This window comes from Micromonospora sp. CB01531, assembly GCF_001905095.1.
Taxonomy (GTDB): Bacteria; Actinomycetota; Actinomycetes; order Mycobacteriales; family Micromonosporaceae; genus Micromonospora.
Window position 1 is genome coordinate 65339 of record NZ_LWLS01000013.1, and the last position, 19499, is coordinate 84837.

Genomic DNA, 19499 nt, shown 5'->3' on the forward strand with positions numbered 1-19499 from the left:
AACTTCGCGATGGGTGTGGTCACCGGCATCGTGCAGGAATTCCAGTTCGGCATGAACTGGTCCGACTACTCCCGCTTCGTCGGCGACATCTTCGGCGCGCCGCTGGCCATCGAGGCCCTCGTCGCATTCTTCCTCGAGTCGACCTTCATCGGACTGTGGATCTTCGGCTGGGACCGGCTGCCCAAGCGGCTGCACCTGGCCGCCATCTGGGCCGCCGCGATCGGCACCAACCTGTCCGCGTACTTCATCCTCGCCGCGAACTCCTTCATGCAGAACCCCGTCGGATACCGGGTCAACCCGACCACCGGCCGCGCCGAGCTGACCGACTTCTTCGCCGTGCTCACCAACAAGGTCGCCCTGATCACCTTCCCGCACACCCTGTCCGGGGCGTTCCTGGTCGCGGGGTCGCTGATCGTCTCCGTCGGCCTGTGGCACCTCATCCGCAACCGCGGCAGCGCCGACACCGACGCCTACCGCTTCGCCACCAAATTCGGCTCCTGGGTGGTACTCGTCTCCGCCGCGGCGGTGCTGTTCACCGGCGACATCCAAGGCAAGATCATGACCGAGGTGCAGCCGATGAAGATGGCCGCCGCCGAAGGCCTCTACACCACCGAGAGCCCCGCCTCGTTCTCCGTACTCACCGTCGGCAGCCTCGACGGCAGCCGCGAGGTCTTCGCCCTCAAGATCCCGTACCTGCTGTCGTTCCTCGGCACCGGCGACCCCAACGGCACCGTGCAGGGCATCAACGACCTGCAGGCCCAGTACGCCGCCCAGTACGGCGCCGGCAGCTACACCCCGATCATCCCGGTCACCTACTGGAGCTTCCGCTTCATGATCGCCCTCGGCCTGGCCGCCGCCGCGATCGCCCTGATCGTGCTCTGGACCCAGCGCAAGGGCCGCACCCCGTCGAGCCGGTGGCTGCTGCGCGCCGGCCTCGTCATGCCGCTGCTGCCGCTGCTGGCCAACTCCTTCGGCTGGATCTTCACCGAGATGGGCCGCCAGCCGTGGATCGTCTTCGGCGAGATGCTCACCCGCAACGGCGTGTCCCGCAGCGTCTCGCTGACCGAGGTGCTCACCTCGTTCACCGCGTTCACCCTCATCTACGCCACCCTCGCCGTGGTCGAGTTCAAGCTGCTGGTCCGCTACGCCAAGGCCGGCGTACCCGACCTCACCCCGCAACCCGCCGACGACGACACCGACGACGCCGAGCGCCCGCTGGCGTTCGCCTACTGACCCCGGAGCCCATCGTGGAACTGACCACCGTCTGGTTTCTCCTCGTCGCCGTGCTCTTCACCGGCTACTTCATCCTCGAAGGCTTCGACTTCGGCGTCGGCATGCTGCTGCCCGTCCTCGGCCGCGATGACCGGGAACGCCGCGTCCTGATCAACACCATCGGCCCGGTCTGGGACGGCAACGAGGTCTGGCTGATCACCGCCGGCGGCGCCATGTTCGCCGCCTTCCCCGAGTGGTACGCCACCCTCTTCTCCGGCTTCTACCTGCCGCTGCTGCTGATCCTGCTCGCCCTGATCGCCCGCGGGGTCGCCTTCGAGTACCGGCACAAGCGCCCCGAGGCGTCCTGGAAGCGCCGCTGGGACCAGGCCATCTTCTTCGGCTCGCTGCTGCCGGCGATCCTCTGGGGCGTCGCCTTCGCCAACATCCTGCGCGGCGTGCCGCTGGACGCCGACCACGAGTACGTCGGCGGCCTGCTCGACCTGCTGCACCCGTACGCCCTGCTCGGCGGGGTGACCACCCTGGGCCTGTTCCTCACCCACGGCGCGGTGTTCCTCGCCCTGAAGACCACCGGCGACATCCGCGCCCGCGCCGGTGCCCTGGCCGTCAAGCTCGGCGCCGGCACCGCCGTGGTGGCGGTGGCCTTCCTGACCTGGACGCTGTCCATCCGCTCCAGCGCGGCCGCCGTCGTGCTCGCCGTCAGCGCCGCCCTCGCCCTGCTCGGCGGTGTCGCCGCCGCCCGGGTACGCCGGGAGGGCTGGGCGTTCACCGGCACCGCCGTGGCGATCGGCCTGGCCGTGGCGACCCTGTTCGCCGCGCTGTTCCCGAACGTGCTGCCGTCCACCCTGGACGCCGCCGGCACCCTGACCGCCAGCAACGCCGCCTCCACCCCCTACACCCTGAAGATCATGACCTGGGTGGCGGTGGTGTTCACCCCGATCGTGCTGGCCTACCAGGGCTGGACGTACTGGGTGTTCCGCAAGCGCATCGGCGTGGCCAACATCCCACAACACTGAGCCCGGACGCGGGGCCGGAGCGACCCGTCGCCCCGGCCCCGCGCACTACAGTTGCCCGGTGACCGACGCACCGTGGACCCGACTGTTCGGCAGCGCGACCCCGGTCGTCGGCGCCCCGCTGGGCGGCGGCGCCACCACCCCGGCCCTGGTGCGCGCCGTCACCGCGGCCGGCGGTTTCGGCTTCCTCCCGGCCGGCTACAAGACCCCCGAGGCGCTCGCCGCCGACCTGGCCGACCTGTCCGCCACCGGCACCCCGTGCGGGGTGAACCTGTTCGTGCCCGGCCCCGCCGAGATCGACGAGACCACCTTCCGCCGGTACGCCCGGCAGATCGCCGGCGAGGGCGAACCGTACGGCCTCGACCTGGCCGACGCGCCGCTGGTCCACGACGACGACCACTGGGCCGACAAGATCGACCTGCTGGTGCGGCACCCGGTGCCGCTGGTCAGCTTCACCTTCGGGCTGCCCGACCCGGCGGCGCTGGCCGCGCTGCGCCGCGCCGGCTCCCGGGTGCTGGTCACCGTCACCTCGGTCGCCGAGGCGCTCGCCGCCCGCGACCTCGGCGTCGACGGGCTGGTCGCCCAGGGCACCGAGGCGGGCGGGCACAGCGGCACCCACACCCCACGCCGGCCCGCACCGCCCACCTCCACCCGGCCGCTCGTCCGCGACGTGGTCGCCGCCACCGGGCTGCCCGTGGTGGCCGCCGGCGGCGTCGCCGGCCCCACCGACGTACGCGACCTGCTCGCCGCCGGCGCGGCCGCCGTGGCCGTCGGCACGCTGCTGCTGCGCACCGACGAGAGCGGAGCTAGCCGCACCCACCGCGACGCCCTGGCCGACCCGGCCCGCACCAGCACCGTGCTCACCCGCGCCTTCACCGGCCGACCCGCCCGGGGCCTGCGCAACACCTTCATCGACCGGTACGAACCGGCCGCCCCGCTCGGCTACCCCGAACTGCACCACCTGACCCGGGGCATGCGCGCGGCGGCCGCCGCCGCAGGCCACCCCGACCGGGTGCACCTGTGGGCCGGCACCGGCTACCGGCACGCCACCACCGGCCCGGCCGCCACCGTGGTCGAACGGCTGACCGCCGCGCTCTGACCGCCCGGCGGCCTAGTGCGCCTCGCGCAGCTCCGCCAGCCGAGCCTCGATCTCCGCCAGCTCCGCACGCAGCTTCTCCGCCTGCTGCTCCGCCTCCGCCCGCTCCGCCGCCAGGATCTGCTCCACCGCCTCCTGCACCCCCGGCACGTCCACCAGCGCCACCATCCGCAACGCCTCCGCCGGCTTCACCACGTACGGCTTGGCGAGGGCCTTCGCGCCCTGCTGCGCCGCCACCGTCCACTCACCCTCGGCGTACGCCAGGGTGACCGTCAGCCCGGCCGGGCTCTTCGGCTTCGCCGCTTTCACCGCCCGACGCGCCGGCTTGGCCTCCACCTGCTGCTCCACCTTCGGCTCCTCCCGACGCGGCGCCGGCACCCGCGGCGTGTCCAGCACGAACTCCGGCTCCGCCGGCGCCGGCGGCTCCTCGACCTCTGGCTTCGGCTCCGCCGGCTTGCGGCCCGCGCCGCGCGGCGCGATCGCCACGTCGGCGGGGGAGAAGGGCAACTCGTCGCGGCCGAACCGCACCACCACGAACTCCTCGGACACCTCCGGATCGGTCAGCTCCACCACCTGGCCGACCTGACCCGCCATCTGACCCGCCGCGGCCGTGAACACCACCTTCGGTTTACGGCCCGCGGCCAACGCCTCCCGAATCCCCTGCACCTCGTCAGTGGACAAACCCTGACCCGCCATCACACGCCCTCTTCCGTACACACGTTTGATTGCAGCCTTGATACCAGCCGGCTGCGACACGACGAAGATCAGCCCCCCGTGTGATCTTCCCCTCCCCGCCGGCCAGGGCCGGCCACGGTAACGTCGGCCCGGCAGTCACAGCAGGGGAGGGGCACAGTGGATCCGGTCACCGTCGTCACCGGCGGCAGCCGCGGCATCGGCGCCGCCACCGCCCGCCGCCTCGCCGCCGCCGGGCACCACGTCGCCATCGGCTACCGCCGCGACCATGACGCCGCCGCGGCCGTCCTCGCCGACATCCACGCCGCCGGCCGCCAAGGCGTCGCCGTGCCCGCCGACACCACCGACCCCGACCAGGTCGCCGCCCTCTTCGACGCCGCCGCCGACCTCGGCCCCCTCACCGGCCTGGTCAACAACGCCGGCGTCACCAGTCCGATCGGCCCGTTCACCGAGCTGCGCCTCGACGACCTGCGCCGGGTCGTCGACGTCAACCTCATCGGATACGTGCTGTGCGCGCAGCAGGCCGCCCGCCGGATGACCCGCGGCGGCGCCATCGTCAACGTCTCCTCCGCCGCCGCCACCCTCGGCAGCCCCGGCGAATACATCCACTACGCCGCGGTCAAGGCGGCCACCGACACCCTCACCGTCGGCCTGGCCAAGGAACTGGCCCCGCAGGGCATCCGGGTCAACGCCGTCGCCCCCGGCATCATCCGCACCGACATCCACGCCCTGTCCGGCGTACCCGACCGGCCCGACAGCGCCGCCGGCCGCATCCCGCTCGGCCGCGCCGGCGAACCCGACGAGATCGCCGGCGCCATCGCCTTCCTCCTCAGCCCCGACGCCTCCTACACCACCGGTGCCGTCCTGCGCATCGCCGGCGGCCTCTGACCCCACGCGGGCGCGGCCCCGGGCAGCACGCCCCGGGCCGCCCGTCCCGATGCCTCAGCTGGTGAACAGCTTCGCCGCGGTGATCACCGTCTGCACCACCCCGTAGCCCAGCAGCACCGACACCACCAGCCAGGAGACCACCAACCGGGCCTGCTGCCCCCGCGGGTTGCCCTCGCTCATCGCGTACCGCTCCTCTCCGCCACCACATCCTCGACCACGTCCCGGGCCGCCGCCGGCTCGTGGAACCGCTCCGGCACCGGCCGGATCAACAGGTTCGCCACGAACCCCACCGCCAGCACCCCGACCATCGTGAACAACGCCGGCCGGTACGCCGCCGCCGTCAACGTCCCCGGCTTGCCCTGGGCGTCCAGGAACCCGTTCACGATCAGCGGCCCGGCGACCCCCGCCGCCGACCACGCCGTCAACAGCCGGCCGTGGATCGCCCCCACCTGGAACGTGCCGAACAGATCCCGCAGATACGCCGGCACCGTCGCGAACCCGCCCCCGTAGAACGACAGGATCACGCACGCCAGCAGCACGAACAACGCCGTCGCCGCGTGCCCGACCACGGCCAGCAGCACGTACAGCACCATCCCGACACCCAGATACACCAGATAGATCGGCTTACGGCCGATCACATCCGACGTCGACGACCACACGAACCGGCCGCCCATGTTGAACAACGACAGCAACCCCACGAACCCGCCGGCCGCCGCCACCGACACCGACGACGTCCCACCGTCGCGGAAGAAGTCCTGGATCATCGGGCTGGCCTGCTCCAGGATCCCGATACCAGCGGTCACGTTGCAGAACAACACCACCCACAGCAACCAGAACGACCGGGTCTTCACCGCATTCGCCGCCGACACGCTCGCCGTGGTCACCAGCGGCTTCGCCGCCACCCGCGCCGGATCGAACCCCGCCGGCCGCCAGCCCGCCGCCGGCACCCGCACGTTGAACACCCCGAACATCATGATCACGAAATAGCCGACGCCCAAGGTCACGAACAACCACACCAGCGCCGCTCCCGACGCCGTCGAGGCCGCGTTCGCCGGGTCATACCCCGCGTCGTAGAACGACAGCAACTGCCGGGACAGGGGAGAGGCCACCATCGCCCCACCACCGAACCCCATGATCGCCAACCCCGTTGCCAGACCCGGCCGGTCCGGGAACCACTTGATCAACGTGGAGACGGGGGAGATGTACCCGATCCCCAGACCGATCCCACCCAGCACCCCGTACCCGAGATACAGCAGCCACAACTGCCGCGTCGCGATGCCCAGCGCACCGACCAGGAACCCGGCCGCCCAGAAACACGCCGAGACGAACATCGCCTTCCGCGGCCCGTTCGCCTCCACCCACGTGCCCGCCACCGCCGCCGACAACCCCAGCATCACGATCGCGATGCTGAAGATGACCCCGACCGCCGTCTGGCTCGCCTCGAAATGAGCGATCAGCGAGTTCTTGTACACGCTCGTCGCGTAGACCTGCCCGATGCAGAGATGGATCGCCAACGCCGCCGGCGGAATCAGCCAACGGCTGTACCCCGGCGGCGCGACGGTGTGCCGACGATCGAGTGCGGAAAGCATGCTGCTTCCTCCCCGGAAGAGGCCGAGAAACGTCGCCCCTACATGCCCCCACCGCACTCCGCACCCAAACCCACCACGCGCCGGACGGTCGAAACCGTGAGCCGAACGGTCGGGCGTTTCCCTCCGCTCAGGGCGACAGCGTGGCGGATCGCCCGCGCCCCTGACCCACCACCGCGATCCACGAAGCCGCGGCAGCGGCCAGCGGGGCGATCAGAAATCCGAACACCGGCCGCCCCACCGCATCCACCAGCGCCCCGCCCGCCGCCGCGCCACCCGCGCTGCCGACCGAGAACGCGGTCGCCGCCCAGGCGAACGCCTCGGCCACCGTGCCCGCCGGTGCCGCCTCGTCGATGACCACGAAGGCGATGGTCAACAGCGGCGGCAACGCGACACCGCTGACCGCCATCAGCACCAGCATCACCGCTGGCGCCGGAGTCAGCAGCAACGGCAGATAACCGACCGCGAACACGCCGATGGCGCGGGGGAGCGTGGCGTGCCGGCGCAGCCCGGCGAAACGCACGTACAGCAGGCCCCCGACCAACGCCCCGGTCGCCTGCGCGGCCAGCAGCCAGCCCGCCCAGGACCTGGCTCCGGCCGACTCGGCGTACCCGGCCACGGCGACGGTCACGCTCCCTACCGCCGCGCCGACCAGCAACAACGCACCGAGAGTCAACCGCAGCCGGCCGGCCCGCAGCGGCCCCGCCCAGTGCCGCGGCGCAGGCTCGCCCCGCCAGCGCCGCACCACGTCGGTCGTGGCGAACCAGACGGTGCCGACACCCTGCACGAGCGCAGCCGCGGCCAGACCACCGGCCGGACCGACCAACCCTACGGCGCCGAGCGTGACCACCGGACCAAGAATGAAGATCACTTCCTGCACGGCGATGTCCAGGGTGTACGCGGTCTGCACCTGGTGCGCGGGAAGCAGGTCGCGCCAGAGCACCCGCAGGCACGACTCGAACGGCGGCGCGCCCGCTCCGGCCAACCCGGCCGCGAACACCGTCACCGCAAGATTGACGTGCGCGGCGGTGAGCGCGAAACCGACCGTCGAGGCGGTCATGGCCAGCCACAGCACCGGCGGCTGGCGCCAACGGTCCGCCATGCGGGCGAGCATCGGCTGCCCGACCGCGGTACCGGCGGTGAACGCGGCGACCAGCAGACCCGCGACGGTCAGCGTCATCGTCTCCCGGGCGAACACCAGCAGGGCGAGCGGCGCCGCGCCGAGCGGAATCCGGCCGAGCATGCTGGCCGCCAGGACCCGGGCGGTCCGAGGCGCGCGGAGCACCGCCGCGGCCGAGGTGTCGGCCGGGCGTGGGGGGATTGCGGAGGAACCGCCCGCGGGCGGGATCAGGTGGGTGTTGTCGGACACAGGCATGACGAGACGCTCCCGGGAGGTGGGGAATTGACCGGACGGTGGGCGCAGGAGCGGGCCCGGTCAGGGAGCGAAGTCGGAGCGATCGTGGTCGCTGCCGTACAGCGGCAGGTCCGGCGTGGTCCAGCGACCGTACGCGGCGGCGACGGCTTCCAGGGGGACCACGCGAGCAGTCTACGTCCCGACGCGTGCGTGAGGAACCGGTAATCGAAGCCGACGAACTCGCCGGAACAGTCGGCGCAGCCCGACATCTGTCGTAACGGATAAGAGGCCCTCCGCTACGGATGGTCATTGACCCGCTCGATCAATATCGATCACGCTGTATCCACCATGTGTCTCTGGAGCTGACGGAGGTAGGGGCATGGGAGTTGTGCGGCGATTGCTAGCCGTCGGAACAGTTGTCGGGGTGGTGATCATGGGTGCGCCCGCTACGGCGAGCGCGACAGCGGACACCCCCGGCATCGTGATCGAAAACGGTGTGACCAAACCGGTCTTCTCCTACGCCGAGGCGATCCAGGAGGTCGTCTACGTCGAGGCGCCGATGGACAGTGACGGCGACGGCCGCCGGGACCTGATCGAGGTCGACGTGGTCCGGCCGGCCGAGACCAAGGCGGGCCTGCGGGTGCCCACCATCATGGAGGCCAGCCCGTACTACGGCCGGGACCCCGGCGACCCGCTGCCGGACAAGACCCGCGGATTCCCCGGCTGGTGGGACGAGTACTTCGTCCCCCGGGGCTACGCCGTCGTCCAAGTGGAGATGCAGGGCACCTCGCGGTCCTTCGGCTGCCCGACCACCGGCGGACCCGAGGACACCATCAGCATCAAGGCGGTTGTCGACTGGCTCAACGGCCGCGCGTCGGCCTTCCACCACGACGGCAGCGCGGCGGTCGCCGACTGGAGCACCGGGAACGTGGGGATGCAGGGCGTGTCCTACGTCGGCACCCTGCCCAACGCGGTCGCCACCCAGGGCGTACCCGGCCTGCGGACCGTGGTGCCCATCTCCGCGATCTCCAGCTGGTACCGGTACGTAAACGACCAGGGGATCGCCTGGTCGACCTGGAGCGAGAACGTCAACTTCCGGTACACCGAGTACCTCGCCGACTACGTCTCCGTCGGCCGGACGCTACCGGGTTCCGCGTCGGCGCCGGCCTGCGAGTCGGTCATCACCGGGCTCGGCGACGCCGAGCAGGCCAGCGCCTCCGACTTCACCCCGTTCTGGCAGCAGCGGAACTACCTGCCCGACGCCAACAAGATCAAGACAGCGGAGACGTCCGTGTTCATGGTGCACGGTCTCACCGACTTCAACGTCAAGACCATGCACTTCGCCGATCTGTGGCGTGAGGTCGAGAAGCGCCAGATGCCGCGCAAGATCTGGCTCCACCGCGGCGCGCACGTGAACCCGACCAGCTTCCGGCTCACCGACTGGCAGGCGGTCATGCACAGGTGGATGGACCACTGGCTGTACGACATCCCCAACGGGATCATGGACGAGCCGATGGCGGACATTCAGCGTCCCGACGGCACCTGGGAGACCCACTCGAGCTGGCCGGACGCCGCCGCCGAGAAGGTGGACCTGCGCTTCGGTCCGACGACGGCCGACGCGGCGGGCACCCTGACGCTCAACGCGCCGAAGGGCAACCCCTCGCAGAGCTTCGTCGACCAGATCGAGTCGCAGGCAGTCAAGATCGGTAACGCGGAGCAGACCAACCCCGGCCGGCTCGCGTACGTGACCCCACCGCTCACTGCGGACGTACGCCTCTCCGGAACGCCGGAGCTGGCGGTCAGGATGTCGACGACGGCCGAGACGGCGCTGCTGTCGGCCCTCCTCGTCGACTACGGCGCGGGACCGACCGTCACCGTGGCGGGCAAGGACCCGCTGGAGGTGGTGCAGGAGTCCTGCGAGCCCGCGGACCTGGCCGATCGGACCGGGTGCGCCGAGCCGATGGAGGCGAGCGTCGCGATCACGCCGGAGCGCGTCCTGGCCTGGGGCCACATCGACGTGAAGAACTCGCCCGACATTCGGCGGAGCCACGCCCTGACGCCGGGCGAGGAGTACAACGTGCGATGGAAGACCCTCCCGTCCGAGCACGTCATCCCGGCCGGACACCGGATCGGCGTCGTCATCACCGGCAACTACAACGCGAACCCGACGTCCAACCGCCCGGCGCGCGACGCGGCCGCGGTGGGCAGCCAGGTCACCGTGTACCTGAATGGCAGTGCGCTGACGCTTCCTGTCGTGGGGGGCACGGGCCGCCTGGGCTTCTGACCAGGAAGTCCCGTTGTTGACTGCCTGAACGAGCGGGCGGTCCCTCACCAGGGCTTGCAACCGAGGTGAGGGACCGCCCGCCAGGTGGCGCGTCCGTCAGGCGGCCTCAGGCAGGCGTTACGCCCCACCTGATCCCGCTTCCGCTGACATTCGATAATGCACATTATGTCAAGTAGAAGCGGTGAGCCCTCTCCCAGCCGGGTTCGGGAACCCCGGCGCCCCGACGATCCCGTGGGAGGCGCTCGTGCCGGAGTCGCCGGGCCGCGGCCAGGACTGGTCGCAGTTCAAGCTGGCGTACGGCCCGGAGTTGGCCACGGCAACCGCATGGATGCTGGCGCGCGACGAGGTTGTCTCCGAGGGCACGCACCCGGACTTCGCGGCCAAGGCGATCGCCACGTAGCCGGCCGAGCCGGGCCGCCCGTATGTGAGCGAGCACCCCCGCCGAACCCATGCCCCTGCAGGAAGGTATGCGCGCCCACGCGGGATCTTGGCGATGGGCGCCCCGCTGCTGGGCCTCTTCCCCACCACCTGCCCGCAGACGTGAAAATCATGCATAATATGCCTTATGCATGACAAACCGGACGAAGCGGTAGGGCAACTGATCGAGGAGTTCCTGACCGCCCGGGCCACCCGCAAGCCCTCCCCCCACACCCTGGCGGCGTACCGGCGGGACCTCGCCACCGTCGCGGCCCTGGTCGGCGAGGACGAGACCACTCCCCTCCCCCTCGATCAACTGCCGATCACCGCCCTCTCCCCCCGGGTCATGCGAACGGCGTTCGCCCGGTTCGCCGCCCCGCGCGCCGCCGCCTCCGTACACCGCGCCTGGTCCACCTGGAACAGCTTCTTCACCTTCCTGGTGGCGGAGGGGGTCGTACCGGGGAATCCGATGCCGGCGGTGGGGCGGCCCCGCACCCCGCTCCCCCAGCCCAAGCCGCTGCGCGGCGAGGACACCCCGGAGGAACTCCTCGCCGCGGTGACCCGGGACGACGGCCGGCAGCGCGACCCATGGCCCGAGCGTGACCTGGCGGTGCTGTCCCTGGCGCTGTGCGCGGGCCTGCGCCTGTCGGAGCTGTTGGCGTTGCGGGTGGCGTCGCTGGCCGGACGGCCCGGCGAGCGGCGGGTGGACGTGGCCGGCAAGGGCGGTCGCCCTCGGACCGTGCCGATCGAGTCGGGTGTGGATCGGGTGCTGGCGGACTACCTGGACAGTCGCCGGCGCCGGTTCGGTGCGCGCAGCGTACGGCCGGACTCGCCGTTGCTGGTGGACCGGCGGGGTGGGCCGCTGCGCCGGGGCGGCCTGCAGTATCTGGTGGAGTCCTGCTATCGGCGGGCGGGGATCGGTGACCGGGTGCCGCGGGGGGCGCGGCTGCACGCGTTGCGGCACACGTTCGCGACCCGGTTGGCGGAGGACGGGGCGAGCGCGGCGGAGATCATGCGGTTGCTGGGGCACGCGTCGTTGGCGTCGTCGCAGACGTACATCGAGGTGACGGCGGGTCAGCAGCGGGCGGCGGTGCGGTCGAACCGCACGAATCGCGCGTTGGCGGCGCTGGTGGGTGGGCGGGGCGGCGATCCCTGATCGGGCGGGTGAGCTTCGCCCGGGCGGGCAGTGGGAAAAGGACCAGGCCGCGGGCGAGCAGCGCGGCCTGGTCGCGGGTCAGGGTGAGCACGTGCAGTCGTACCCGGTCTGGCCGTTGCGGCGGTCGTGCGAGCCGTCGCACTCCGGGGCGCCCTCATCGACACCCCGATCGTGCCGTCGCCGCAGTCGGCGATGCTCGGTACGGGGCTCGAGCCGGGTGCTCTTCGTTGTATCGGAATCCGGCGCGGACGCGCCCGGCCGCTGACAGACTCGTCCGGTGAGCGGCTTCGGGTGGCGGGGGCGCCTCGGGCCTGCGGTGCCGGTGGCCCCTGCGGCTCGGGTGGACCGGTTCGAGGTCTTCTTCGATCTGGTTTTCGTCTTCTCGTTCTTCATCATCACCCGGTCCACCGCGCGGGATGTCAGCGGCGGGGCACTGTGGCACGCCCTGCTGGTCCTCGCGGTGCTCTGGTGGTCGTGGGTGTTGCACAGCGTGGTCGCCACCCGGGTCCGGCTCGGCGAGGGCTTCGTGCCGGTGCTGATGACGGTCGGCATGGCGTCGCTGTTCACCTTCGCCCTGTCGCTGCCGCAGGCGTTTCGGGATGTGCGGGGTGCCGCCGGGCCGATCGTGGCAGCAGTTAGCTACATCGTGTTCCGCGGAGTGCACCTGCTGCTCTACCTGTATGTGGTGCGGGACAGCCCGAACGATCGCCGGCAGTTGATCCGGTTCGCGCCGGAGTTGGTCGGCAGCACCTTGCTGCTGCTCGCCGCCGCGCTGATTCCCCCGGCCATACACGGCTCCGCCGCGGCGCCATACATCCGGGACGGGCTGTGGGCGCTGGTCGTGCTGCTCCAATTCGGCAGCGGCCAACTCGGCACCTGGGGCTGGGACATCGCCTCGGCCGAGCACTGGACGGAACGGTACGACCTGATTCTGATCATCGCCTTGGGTGAATCGGTCATTTCCGTTGGCGTCGGGAGCAACCTGATCGGGCAGCCACCCACCCTGCCAGCGGTGGGTGCGGCGGTGCTCAGCATCTTCTTCACCGCCGCGCTCTGGTGGGCGCACTACGACATGATCGGGCCGGCCGCCCGGATCGCCCTGCATGCGGCGCAGGGCAAACCCCGGGTCACCATGGCCCGGGACGCGTACGCGTACTGCTATCTGCCGATGATCGCCGGGATCATCTTGTTCGCGCTGGGCTCCGAGGAGATCGTGCACCAGATCACCAGCCCGAACATCTCCAACTTGGAGCCGGCCCGTGGCGCGGCCGAGCCGCTGCTCTTCGGCGGGGTGTTCCTGTACCTCTGCGGCAGCATCCTCTTCCAACTGCGGACCCTGCACACCCTCAGCTGGACCCGGGTGATCACGCTAGGGCTGCTTGCCATCTGCCCCCCGTTGGTCGACCAGCTGCCGGCACTGGGAACCATGGCACTGCTGACCGCGATCTGCGTGGGCATGGTGGCCGTTGAGGTGGTCGTCTTCAGTGAAGGCCGGGCGGTGCTGCGCAGGTTGGTCCTCGAGGAACGGGCCAGCCACGAGGCGCACGAGGCCGCCTACCGGGCGCGCTGGCATGAGCCGAACGAGCCGGACGAGGGCGAGTGACCGGGCCGTCGTCGGCGCCGTCGAACGAGGCCACCCTCCTTGGTGACCGTGGGGACCGGTACGGCGTCGTCGAGCGGCAGGTATCGGCCGTAGTCACCGCACTGGTTGAGCGGGGCGGGTCAGCAGCGGGTTGCGGTGCGGTCGAACCGCACGAATCGCGCGTTGGCGGTGCCGGTGGGTGGGGGTGGCGACGATTCCCGATCGGGCGGGTGAGCTTCGCCGGTTCGGGGTGTGGTCGGGGGCGGGGGCGTGATGCTGCACGTATGCGAGAGGTAGCTGATGTCCCGATCGTGGGTGGGCCGGCCGACGGGCGTACCGCGACGGTTGAGCTGGACGATCGCGGGGACCCGCCGGCCGAGTTGCATCCGGGAGAGGTCGACGTGGTGGGCGATGGCCTGTACGTGCGGGAGCCGGTGGTCGGCGCGGGGCCGCCGTGGACGTACCACTGGCAGGCGGCCTCGTGACCCCGGTCAGTGGCGGCGGTCGAGGGTGCGGCGGTGTCGTTGCCGTGCCCGCTGGTGGGCGTGGGCGAGCAGCCGATCGGTTTCGGTCAGGCTGGCGGCGCCGGGGTTGAGTACGCACGCCCATCCGTGGGTGCCGTAGACGGGGTGGGGCAGGATCTCGTCGAGGACGGTGGCGTCGAGTGATGGCCGGTGGTCGGTGAACCGGGCGGGTGGGTAGCCGAAGCGGCGTTCGAACTCGGTGCGGCCGAGGTCGAGGTTGAGCCGGTAGACGCCGGGCCGGTCGAGCTGGGAGTCGTCGTCGAAGCCGGGCATGTCGTGTTCGCCGAGGGTGGCGAAGGGTCGGCGGTGGTCGTCGCCGACGTGGAAGAAGCGCCATCCCCAGCTCGCTGGCGGGGCGCCGGAGGCTTCGTCGGCGACGACGACGGTGACCTCGGGTAGGGCGAGGATGCGGTCGGCGATCTGGTCGGCGGTCGGGGCGGGTACGGCGGTGGACGTCATGGCTTTAACCGTATCGTTGAACTGCCCTGTGAAGCTTTTCCGCTGTTAGGCCGGTGAATTTCGGCTAAACCTTCAAACGGCGGGAAATGGGCAGGCGGCGCGGGCGGGTGGGGTGCGGCAGCGCCGGTACGGGCCGGACGCCGTCCGGGGCCCCGGGCAGCGCGGGCGGGCGATGCTGGTGGCGTCCGGCCGTCTCGCCGACTAGCTGGTGGCGGGGCGGGGCCGGCTTCCGCGCGTGCCGATGGTGGTGGCGGTGGTGACGGCGAACGCGCCGAGCAGCGCCAGCGCGGTGGCGGGGGCGAGTGCGGCCCAGGGGGCACGTTCGACGTACGGCATGGCTTCGGCGAGCAGGAGTCCCCATTCCGGGGTGGGTGGCTGGGCGCCGAGTCCGACGAAGCTGAGGGAGGCGATCGCCAGCGCGGTCCCGGGTAGTCGCAGGACGGTGTGTCGGGTGACCGCGGGCAGCACTCCGGGCAGCACGTGGGTGCGAAGGATGCGGGTGGGGCTGGCCCCGAGCATCCGGCTGGCCTGTACGTGGCCGGTGGCGCGTTCCTCTTGGACGAGGGCTGCGGTGTGGGCGGCCAGTGGTGCCCAGGCGGTGGCGGCGACCGCGATGGCGGCGCCGGTGGTGCTCGGCCCGAGGGCCGCCGCGACCAGCAGCCCGGCGATCACGGGCGGCAGGGTGTTGGCGACCTCGACGGCGCCGGTGGACAGGCGTGGGAGCAGGCCGGCGGCCAGGCCGGTGAGGAGGGCGAGGGCGTTGACGGCGGTGGCGGTGCCGATGGTGTGCAGTGCGCCGTGGCCGAGGCGGGCGAGGATGTCTCGGCCGAGCGCGTCGTGGCCGAACGGCGCGTCGAGGGTGGGTCCGGCGAGGCGGAGGTTCAGGTCGACGGCGGTCGGGTCGCCGGTGAGTCCGGCCAGGGTGGTTGCCCCGAGCAGGCCGGCGAGCACGGCCGGTAGCAGCCAGCGGCGGTGGTGGTGGGTGGGCGGGTCCGGTGGCGGTGGTGCGGCGATCGCCGCGGCGGTGCGGGCCGGTCCGAGGGCCAGCCGGTGGGCCGTGGCGGCGAGCGCACCCGCCGTGGTGGCGACGGCGAGCAGTGCCAGCACGGCGCCTTGCAGCAGGGGTAGGTCCTGGGCGGTGGCGGCGCCGAGCGCGACGCGGCCCAGTCCGGGTATCGCGAAGAGGATCTCGACGGCGACGGCGCCGCCGACCAGGCCGACGACGACGAGGGCGAGTTGCGGGAACAGTGGGGGCAGGCAGCGGCGTAGGGCGCCGTGGGCGAGGGTCCGCCATGGCAGGCCGGCGGCGCGCCAGGTCCGTGTCCAGGGTTCCCGGTACGCCCCGGGCAGGGCGTCGTCGGCGAGCCGGCCGAGCAGCCCGCCGGCGGGGATGCCGAGGGCGAGGGCGGGCAGTACGAGGTGTGCGGGGGTCGACCAGCCGAACGGTGGCAGCCACCGCAGCCAGACCGCCCCGGTGAGCAGCAGGAGCGTGCCGAGCAGGAATTCGGGTACGGCGGCGAGGGCGGCGCCGGTGCCGCCGGGGCGGGGTCGGGTGGGTCCGTGCCTGAGGCGGCGGCCGGTGAGCAGGGCGGTGACGGTGAGCGCGACGGCGAGGGCGGCGCCCATGAGGGTCAGCGACACCGCGAGGGACTGCCACACGGTGGGGGCGACGGGGTGGCCGGATACCCACGAGGTGCCCAGGTCGCCGTGGGTGAGTCCGGTGAGCCAGCGGCGGGACAGGGTCAGCGGGCCGTCGTCGAGGTGCAGCCGGTCGCGGATCGCGGTGAGCGCGGCGGGGTCGGGTTCGCGTTCGCCGTACTGGGCGCGGAGGATGCTGCGGGCCGGGTCCCGGCCGGACAGCCAGGGCAGCACGCTGAGCAGCGCCAGGAGTGCGGCGGCGGCGGCGAGTCGGGAGGCGGCGGTGAGCGCCGGGTGGGTGGTCATCGGGTGACGCGGGTGGTGTGGCCGACGAGGAGTCGTTCGCGGGGGTCGAACATGGCGTCGACGGTGCCGGGCCGGTTGCCCTGGATGACGCGTTCGTGTAGCAGCGGCACGGCGGCGTCGGTTTCCAGGATGGTCTTCTCGGCGGCGAGGATCCGGGCGCGGCGGGTGGTGAGGTTGGCTTCCGCGCCGGCGCGGGAGATGGCCTGGTCGACGGCGGGGTCGCACAGTTGGGCGATGTTGAAGCCGCCGTGGCAGGTGAAGTCGCTGGTGAGGTAGGCGACGGGGTCGCCGGAGTCGAGCGTGGTGGCGCGGGAGAGCAGGAACGCGTCGAAGTGGCCGGCGAGGGCGTCGGCCTCGATGTGGGCGTATTCGCGTACCACCTGCTGGACGGTGAAGCCGGCGGCCTGGAGGTGCTGGGCGAGGGTGGTGGCGACTTCGGGTAGTTCGGGGCGGTCGCTGAAGGTGGCCAGGACGATCTTGCGGCCGGCTGCGGGGGCGGCGGGGTGCTGGGTGCGGGCGGGCCGGTCGGCCGTCCAGGGCAGCGCCGGTCCGAGCAGCCCGGCGGCGGGGTCGGCGCGGTTCTCGTACACGCCGCGGACGAGGTCGTCGCGGCGGATCGCGGCGCGGGCGGCGGCGCGGACGGCGGGGTCGGTGAACGGTCCGTGTCGGGTGTTGAGGTAGAGGGTGTTGGTGCGGGGCATCGCCACCTCGCGGTAGGTGTCGGCGGGGAGCAGCGTGGCCTGGGCGGCGGGCACCGCCTCGACGATGTCGGCGGCGCCGGTGCGCAGCGCGGCGGTGCGGGCGGTGCCGTCCGGGACGAAGGACACGTCGATGCCGGGCGCGGTGGCCGGCCCGGCCCAGTGCCCGGTGAAGCGGTGCAGGGTCGCGCCTTGTGTGCCGTGGAGGTGGGTGAGTACGAACGGGCCGGTGCCGGCTTGCCGCGGGTCGACGGTGTCGCCGGTGTACGCCTTGGCGGCCAGGATGGACAGTTGTGGGCTGGACAGGCGCTGCGGCAGCAGCGGATCCGGTGTGTCGGTGCGTACCACGAGCGTGGCCGGTCCGTCGGGTGTGACGGTGAGGTCGATGCCGTCGAGGATGCGCGGTTTCGGTCGGGCGGTCGCCGCCCGGGTGATGGAGTGGGCGGCGCGTTCGGCGTCCAGGGTGGTGTCGTCGTGGAACCGGACGCCGTCGCGGAGGGTGAATCGCCAGGTCCGGTTGTCGGTGCGGGACCAGGACAGGGCCAGGGCGGGCTGGGGTGTGCCGTCGGTGTCGAGGGTGGTGAGTGCTTCGGCGATGCCGAGGCGGGAGAGTTTGAAGGCGTCGTCGCTGAGCGGGGACAGGGCGGCGCGCGGCGGCAGCAGCATCACGACGCGCAGCCGCTGCCCCGTGGTGTCGTTCGGGGTGGGGCCGGCGAGGCAGCCGGCGGCGGCGAGGGTGACGAGCGCGGAGGAGATGGTGGCGGTGCGTCGGAACGGTGCGGGCATGGGCCTTCCTCAACTTCGGGGACGACCCGGAGCATAGTTGGTACCGGTTGTCGTTTTCATATCGTCGGTGCGGCATAGGTCTCCTGCGGGTGCTGTGGCGGCGCCCCCTCCCCTCCAGGTGGCCTGGACGGTGGCCGCCGGCTGGGCGCCGGCGATGGATCCACCGGGCGGCGGCGAGCCGCGGGCGGCCCGCATACTCGTGCCGTGACGTTGCTCTGCGAGCCGTACCTGCTCGACCCGCAGCCGGACGGAATCCACGTGCTCTGGCACACCGAGCGCGCTGGCCGCTGCCAGGTCGTCCTGGTCGGTGGGGACGTGCCGGAGATGACCGAGCAGGAGGCGTCCGCCGCCGCGACCGGCCCCGCCGAGTCCGGTGGCGGGTGGCGGCGGTTCCGCGCCGAGACCCGGCCACTGTCGCGGATGCGGGAGGACGCCGAATCGTCGGTGCCGGGCCGGACGTACGCCGGGGTGACCCGGCGCCCGGTGTACCGGCAGCTGGCCAGAGTCGGCGGACTGCCGGCCGGACGCACGCCGTACCGGGTCGTGTCGATCGACGACGACGGCCGGGTCAACGTCACGGCCACCTACCGCCTGGCGCCGGCGGTGCCGCCGGGGCGACCGGTCCGGCTGCTGCTGACCAGCGACCACCAGCTCATGCCGATGGTCCCGGCGAACCTGGCCAAGGTCGGCGAGACGGCCGGCACCGCCCTGGACGGCGTGCTGATGGCCGGTGACATGGTCAACGTCGCGGACCGGGCCAGCGACTGGTTCGACAGCGCCCGCCGGCCGGCGTTCTTCGCCAGCTTCGCCGGCCGGGCCGCCGGCCGCTGGCCGGGTGCGCCGATCCTGCCGAACACCCCGCTGTACCCGGCCATCGGTAACCACGAGGTCATGGGGCGCTGGTCGGAGACCGGCTCGCTGGAGGAGCAGTTCAACGACGCCCGGCCCGACGACTGGGACGTCACCACCTACGGGGAGCTGTTTCCGGTGCCGCGCAGCGACGCGGGCGGGCCGCGCTGGTGGTCACGGACGATCGGCGACGTGCATCTGATCAGCCTGTTCGCCACGGCGGTGTGGCGTTCGCCGAAGCCGATCGGGCGGGGCAAGTTCCAGGAGGCCGCCCAGGACGTCGACCGCCCGCAGCGGTGGGGCCACGGCCAGTTCATCTTCACGCCGATCGCACGCGGCTCGGCGCAGCACCGCTGGCTGGCGAGCGACCTGGCGTCGCCGGCGGCCCGGGCGGCCCGGTACCGGGTGGTGATGTTCCACCACCCGAGCCACGGGCTCGGTCACCACTCCGCACCGCCGTTCACCGACCCGGTGCCGGCGGTGCGGCCGGGTGGGATCACCTACCACTACCCGCTCGGTGACGACCACATCCTGCGCGACGTCGAGCCGCTGCTCAGCGCGGCGCAGGTTCACCTGGTCCTCAACGGACACTCACACGTGTGGAACCGGTTCCGCAACGCGGCCGGGGTGCACTGGCTGGAAACCTCCAACGTCGGCAACAGCTACGGCGCCTACGACGTCACGTCCGGCCGGTCGCGTGAGCTGCCGCACGGGTACGTCCAGCAGGGCGACCCGGGTGGGTTGGCCCCGGTCGTCCCCACCGTCGCGCCGCTGACCGGGCCGGACGGCACCGCCCTGCCCTACGTGGCGAGCAACGAGATCACCGTGTTCACGCTGCTGGACACCGCCGACGGACTGGTCCGCTCGTATCGCTTCGACACCGCCGATCCGGCCGCCCGGGTGGTGCTTTTCGACGAGTTCCCACTCGACGGGGCGTAGC

Annotated in this window: 17 protein-coding genes; 10 read left to right on the top strand and 7 right to left on the bottom strand. The window is 72.1% G+C overall.

The window, feature by feature from the left end; translation table 11 throughout:
* The 3 genes from A6A27_RS04350 to A6A27_RS04360 form a co-directional block, all read left to right on the top strand.
* Positions 1-1233: cytochrome ubiquinol oxidase subunit I (locus A6A27_RS04350; RefSeq protein ID WP_241825066.1), on the top strand; the 1233-nt coding region annotated here is incomplete at its 5' end.
* 14 nt (positions 1234-1247) lie between these two features.
* Positions 1248-2246, top strand: a complete 999-nt coding sequence (gene cydB / locus A6A27_RS04355; protein ID WP_073833131.1) for a cytochrome d ubiquinol oxidase subunit II — start codon at positions 1248-1250, stop codon at positions 2244-2246.
* A 58-nt stretch (positions 2247-2304) separates the two neighbouring features.
* On the top strand, positions 2305-3342 hold the full coding sequence (locus A6A27_RS04360) for an NAD(P)H-dependent flavin oxidoreductase (RefSeq protein WP_073833133.1): 1038 nt from the start codon (positions 2305-2307) through the stop codon (positions 3340-3342).
* A gap of 12 nt (positions 3343-3354) precedes the next feature.
* Here A6A27_RS04360 and A6A27_RS04365 read toward each other — a convergent pair whose 3' ends face one another.
* Entirely contained in the window at positions 3355-4035 is a 681-nt protein-coding gene (locus A6A27_RS04365; RefSeq protein WP_073833135.1) for a hypothetical protein, read from the bottom strand.
* A gap of 156 nt (positions 4036-4191) precedes the next feature.
* Between A6A27_RS04365 and A6A27_RS04370 the strand changes: the two genes are divergently transcribed.
* Positions 4192-4920 (top strand): SDR family NAD(P)-dependent oxidoreductase, encoded by a 729-nt coding sequence (locus tag A6A27_RS04370; RefSeq protein WP_073833136.1) that lies wholly within the window; start codon positions 4192-4194, stop codon positions 4918-4920.
* Between the two features lie 54 nt (positions 4921-4974).
* Here the strand turns inward: A6A27_RS04370 and A6A27_RS46765 are convergent, their stop codons facing one another.
* The 3 genes from A6A27_RS46765 to A6A27_RS04380 form a co-directional block, all read right to left on the bottom strand.
* Entirely contained in the window at positions 4975-5100 is a 126-nt protein-coding gene (locus A6A27_RS46765) for an MFS transporter small subunit (RefSeq protein ID WP_274534520.1), read from the bottom strand.
* Positions 5097-6509, bottom strand: a complete 1413-nt coding sequence (locus A6A27_RS04375) for an OFA family MFS transporter (RefSeq protein ID WP_073833138.1) — start codon at positions 6507-6509, stop codon at positions 5097-5099. Before A6A27_RS04375 ends, A6A27_RS46765 begins: the two co-directional genes overlap by 4 nt.
* A 127-nt stretch (positions 6510-6636) precedes the next feature.
* Positions 6637-7881 (bottom strand): MFS transporter, encoded by a 1245-nt coding sequence (locus tag A6A27_RS04380; protein WP_143193873.1) that lies wholly within the window; start codon positions 7879-7881, stop codon positions 6637-6639.
* A gap of 412 nt (positions 7882-8293) precedes the next feature.
* Between A6A27_RS04380 and A6A27_RS04385 the strand changes: the two genes are divergently transcribed.
* From A6A27_RS04385 to A6A27_RS42840, 5 genes are all read left to right on the top strand, one after another.
* A complete protein-coding gene (locus A6A27_RS04385; protein WP_158073942.1) occupies positions 8294-10144 on the top strand; it encodes a CocE/NonD family hydrolase in 1851 nt (616 codons plus the stop codon).
* 181 nt (positions 10145-10325) lie between these two features.
* Positions 10326-10544, top strand: a complete 219-nt coding sequence (locus A6A27_RS42835; RefSeq protein ID WP_143193874.1) for a hypothetical protein — start codon at positions 10326-10328, stop codon at positions 10542-10544.
* Between the two features lie 165 nt (positions 10545-10709).
* Positions 10710-11717 carry a tyrosine-type recombinase/integrase gene (locus tag A6A27_RS04390; protein ID WP_073833141.1) on the top strand — a complete coding sequence of 336 codons (1008 nt, stop codon included), beginning with the start codon at positions 10710-10712 and terminating at the stop codon, positions 11715-11717.
* 277 nt (positions 11718-11994) lie between these two features.
* Positions 11995-13320 (top strand): low temperature requirement protein A, encoded by a 1326-nt coding sequence (locus A6A27_RS04395; RefSeq protein ID WP_073833143.1) that lies wholly within the window; start codon positions 11995-11997, stop codon positions 13318-13320.
* Positions 13321-13583: 263 nt separating this feature from the next.
* On the top strand, positions 13584-13784 hold the full coding sequence (locus A6A27_RS42840; protein WP_143193875.1) for a hypothetical protein: 201 nt from the start codon (positions 13584-13586) through the stop codon (positions 13782-13784).
* A gap of 6 nt (positions 13785-13790) precedes the next feature.
* Here the strand turns inward: A6A27_RS42840 and A6A27_RS04400 are convergent, their stop codons facing one another.
* The 3 genes from A6A27_RS04400 to A6A27_RS04410 form a co-directional block, all read right to left on the bottom strand.
* Positions 13791-14282: a DUF6194 family protein gene (locus A6A27_RS04400; protein WP_073833144.1), complete on the bottom strand. Its 492-nt coding sequence runs from the start codon at positions 14280-14282 to the stop codon at positions 13791-13793.
* Between the two features lie 201 nt (positions 14283-14483).
* A complete protein-coding gene (locus A6A27_RS04405; RefSeq protein WP_073833146.1) occupies positions 14484-16226 on the bottom strand; it encodes an ABC transporter permease subunit in 1743 nt (580 codons plus the stop codon).
* Entirely contained in the window at positions 16223-17710 is a 1488-nt protein-coding gene (locus A6A27_RS04410) for an ABC transporter substrate-binding protein (RefSeq protein ID WP_073833147.1), read from the bottom strand. Before A6A27_RS04410 ends, A6A27_RS04405 begins: the two co-directional genes overlap by 4 nt.
* A gap of 204 nt (positions 17711-17914) precedes the next feature.
* Here A6A27_RS04410 and A6A27_RS04415 point away from each other — a divergent pair, with 204 nt between their 5' ends.
* Positions 17915-19498 (top strand): metallophosphoesterase family protein, encoded by a 1584-nt coding sequence (locus A6A27_RS04415; protein ID WP_073833149.1) that lies wholly within the window; start codon positions 17915-17917, stop codon positions 19496-19498.
* Position 19499 lies beyond the last annotated feature (1 nt).

What these genes read in the sequence shown, in the direction of transcription:
- A6A27_RS04365 (WP_073833135.1), bottom strand. Translation starts at nt 4,035, where the DNA reads ATGGCGGGTCAGGGTTTGTCCACTGACGAGGTGCAGGGGATTCGGGAG.
- A6A27_RS46765 (WP_274534520.1), bottom strand. Translation starts at nt 5,100, where the DNA reads ATGAGCGAGGGCAACCCGCGGGGGCAGCAGGCCCGGTTGGTGGTCTCC.
- A6A27_RS04375 (WP_073833138.1), bottom strand. Translation starts at nt 6,509, where the DNA reads ATGCTTTCCGCACTCGATCGTCGGCACACCGTCGCGCCGCCGGGGTAC.
- A6A27_RS04380 (WP_143193873.1), bottom strand. Translation starts at nt 7,881, where the DNA reads ATGCCTGTGTCCGACAACACCCACCTGATCCCGCCCGCGGGCGGTTCC.
- A6A27_RS04385 (WP_158073942.1), top strand. Translation starts at nt 8,294, where the DNA reads ATGGGTGCGCCCGCTACGGCGAGCGCGACAGCGGACACCCCCGGCATC.
- A6A27_RS04390 (WP_073833141.1), top strand. Translation starts at nt 10,710, where the DNA reads ATGCATGACAAACCGGACGAAGCGGTAGGGCAACTGATCGAGGAGTTC.
- A6A27_RS42840 (WP_143193875.1), top strand. Translation starts at nt 13,584, where the DNA reads ATGCGAGAGGTAGCTGATGTCCCGATCGTGGGTGGGCCGGCCGACGGG.
- A6A27_RS04400 (WP_073833144.1), bottom strand. Translation starts at nt 14,282, where the DNA reads ATGACGTCCACCGCCGTACCCGCCCCGACCGCCGACCAGATCGCCGAC.
- A6A27_RS04405 (WP_073833146.1), bottom strand. Translation starts at nt 16,226, where the DNA reads ATGACCACCCACCCGGCGCTCACCGCCGCCTCCCGACTCGCCGCCGCC.
- A6A27_RS04410 (WP_073833147.1), bottom strand. Translation starts at nt 17,710, where the DNA reads ATGCCCGCACCGTTCCGACGCACCGCCACCATCTCCTCCGCGCTCGTC.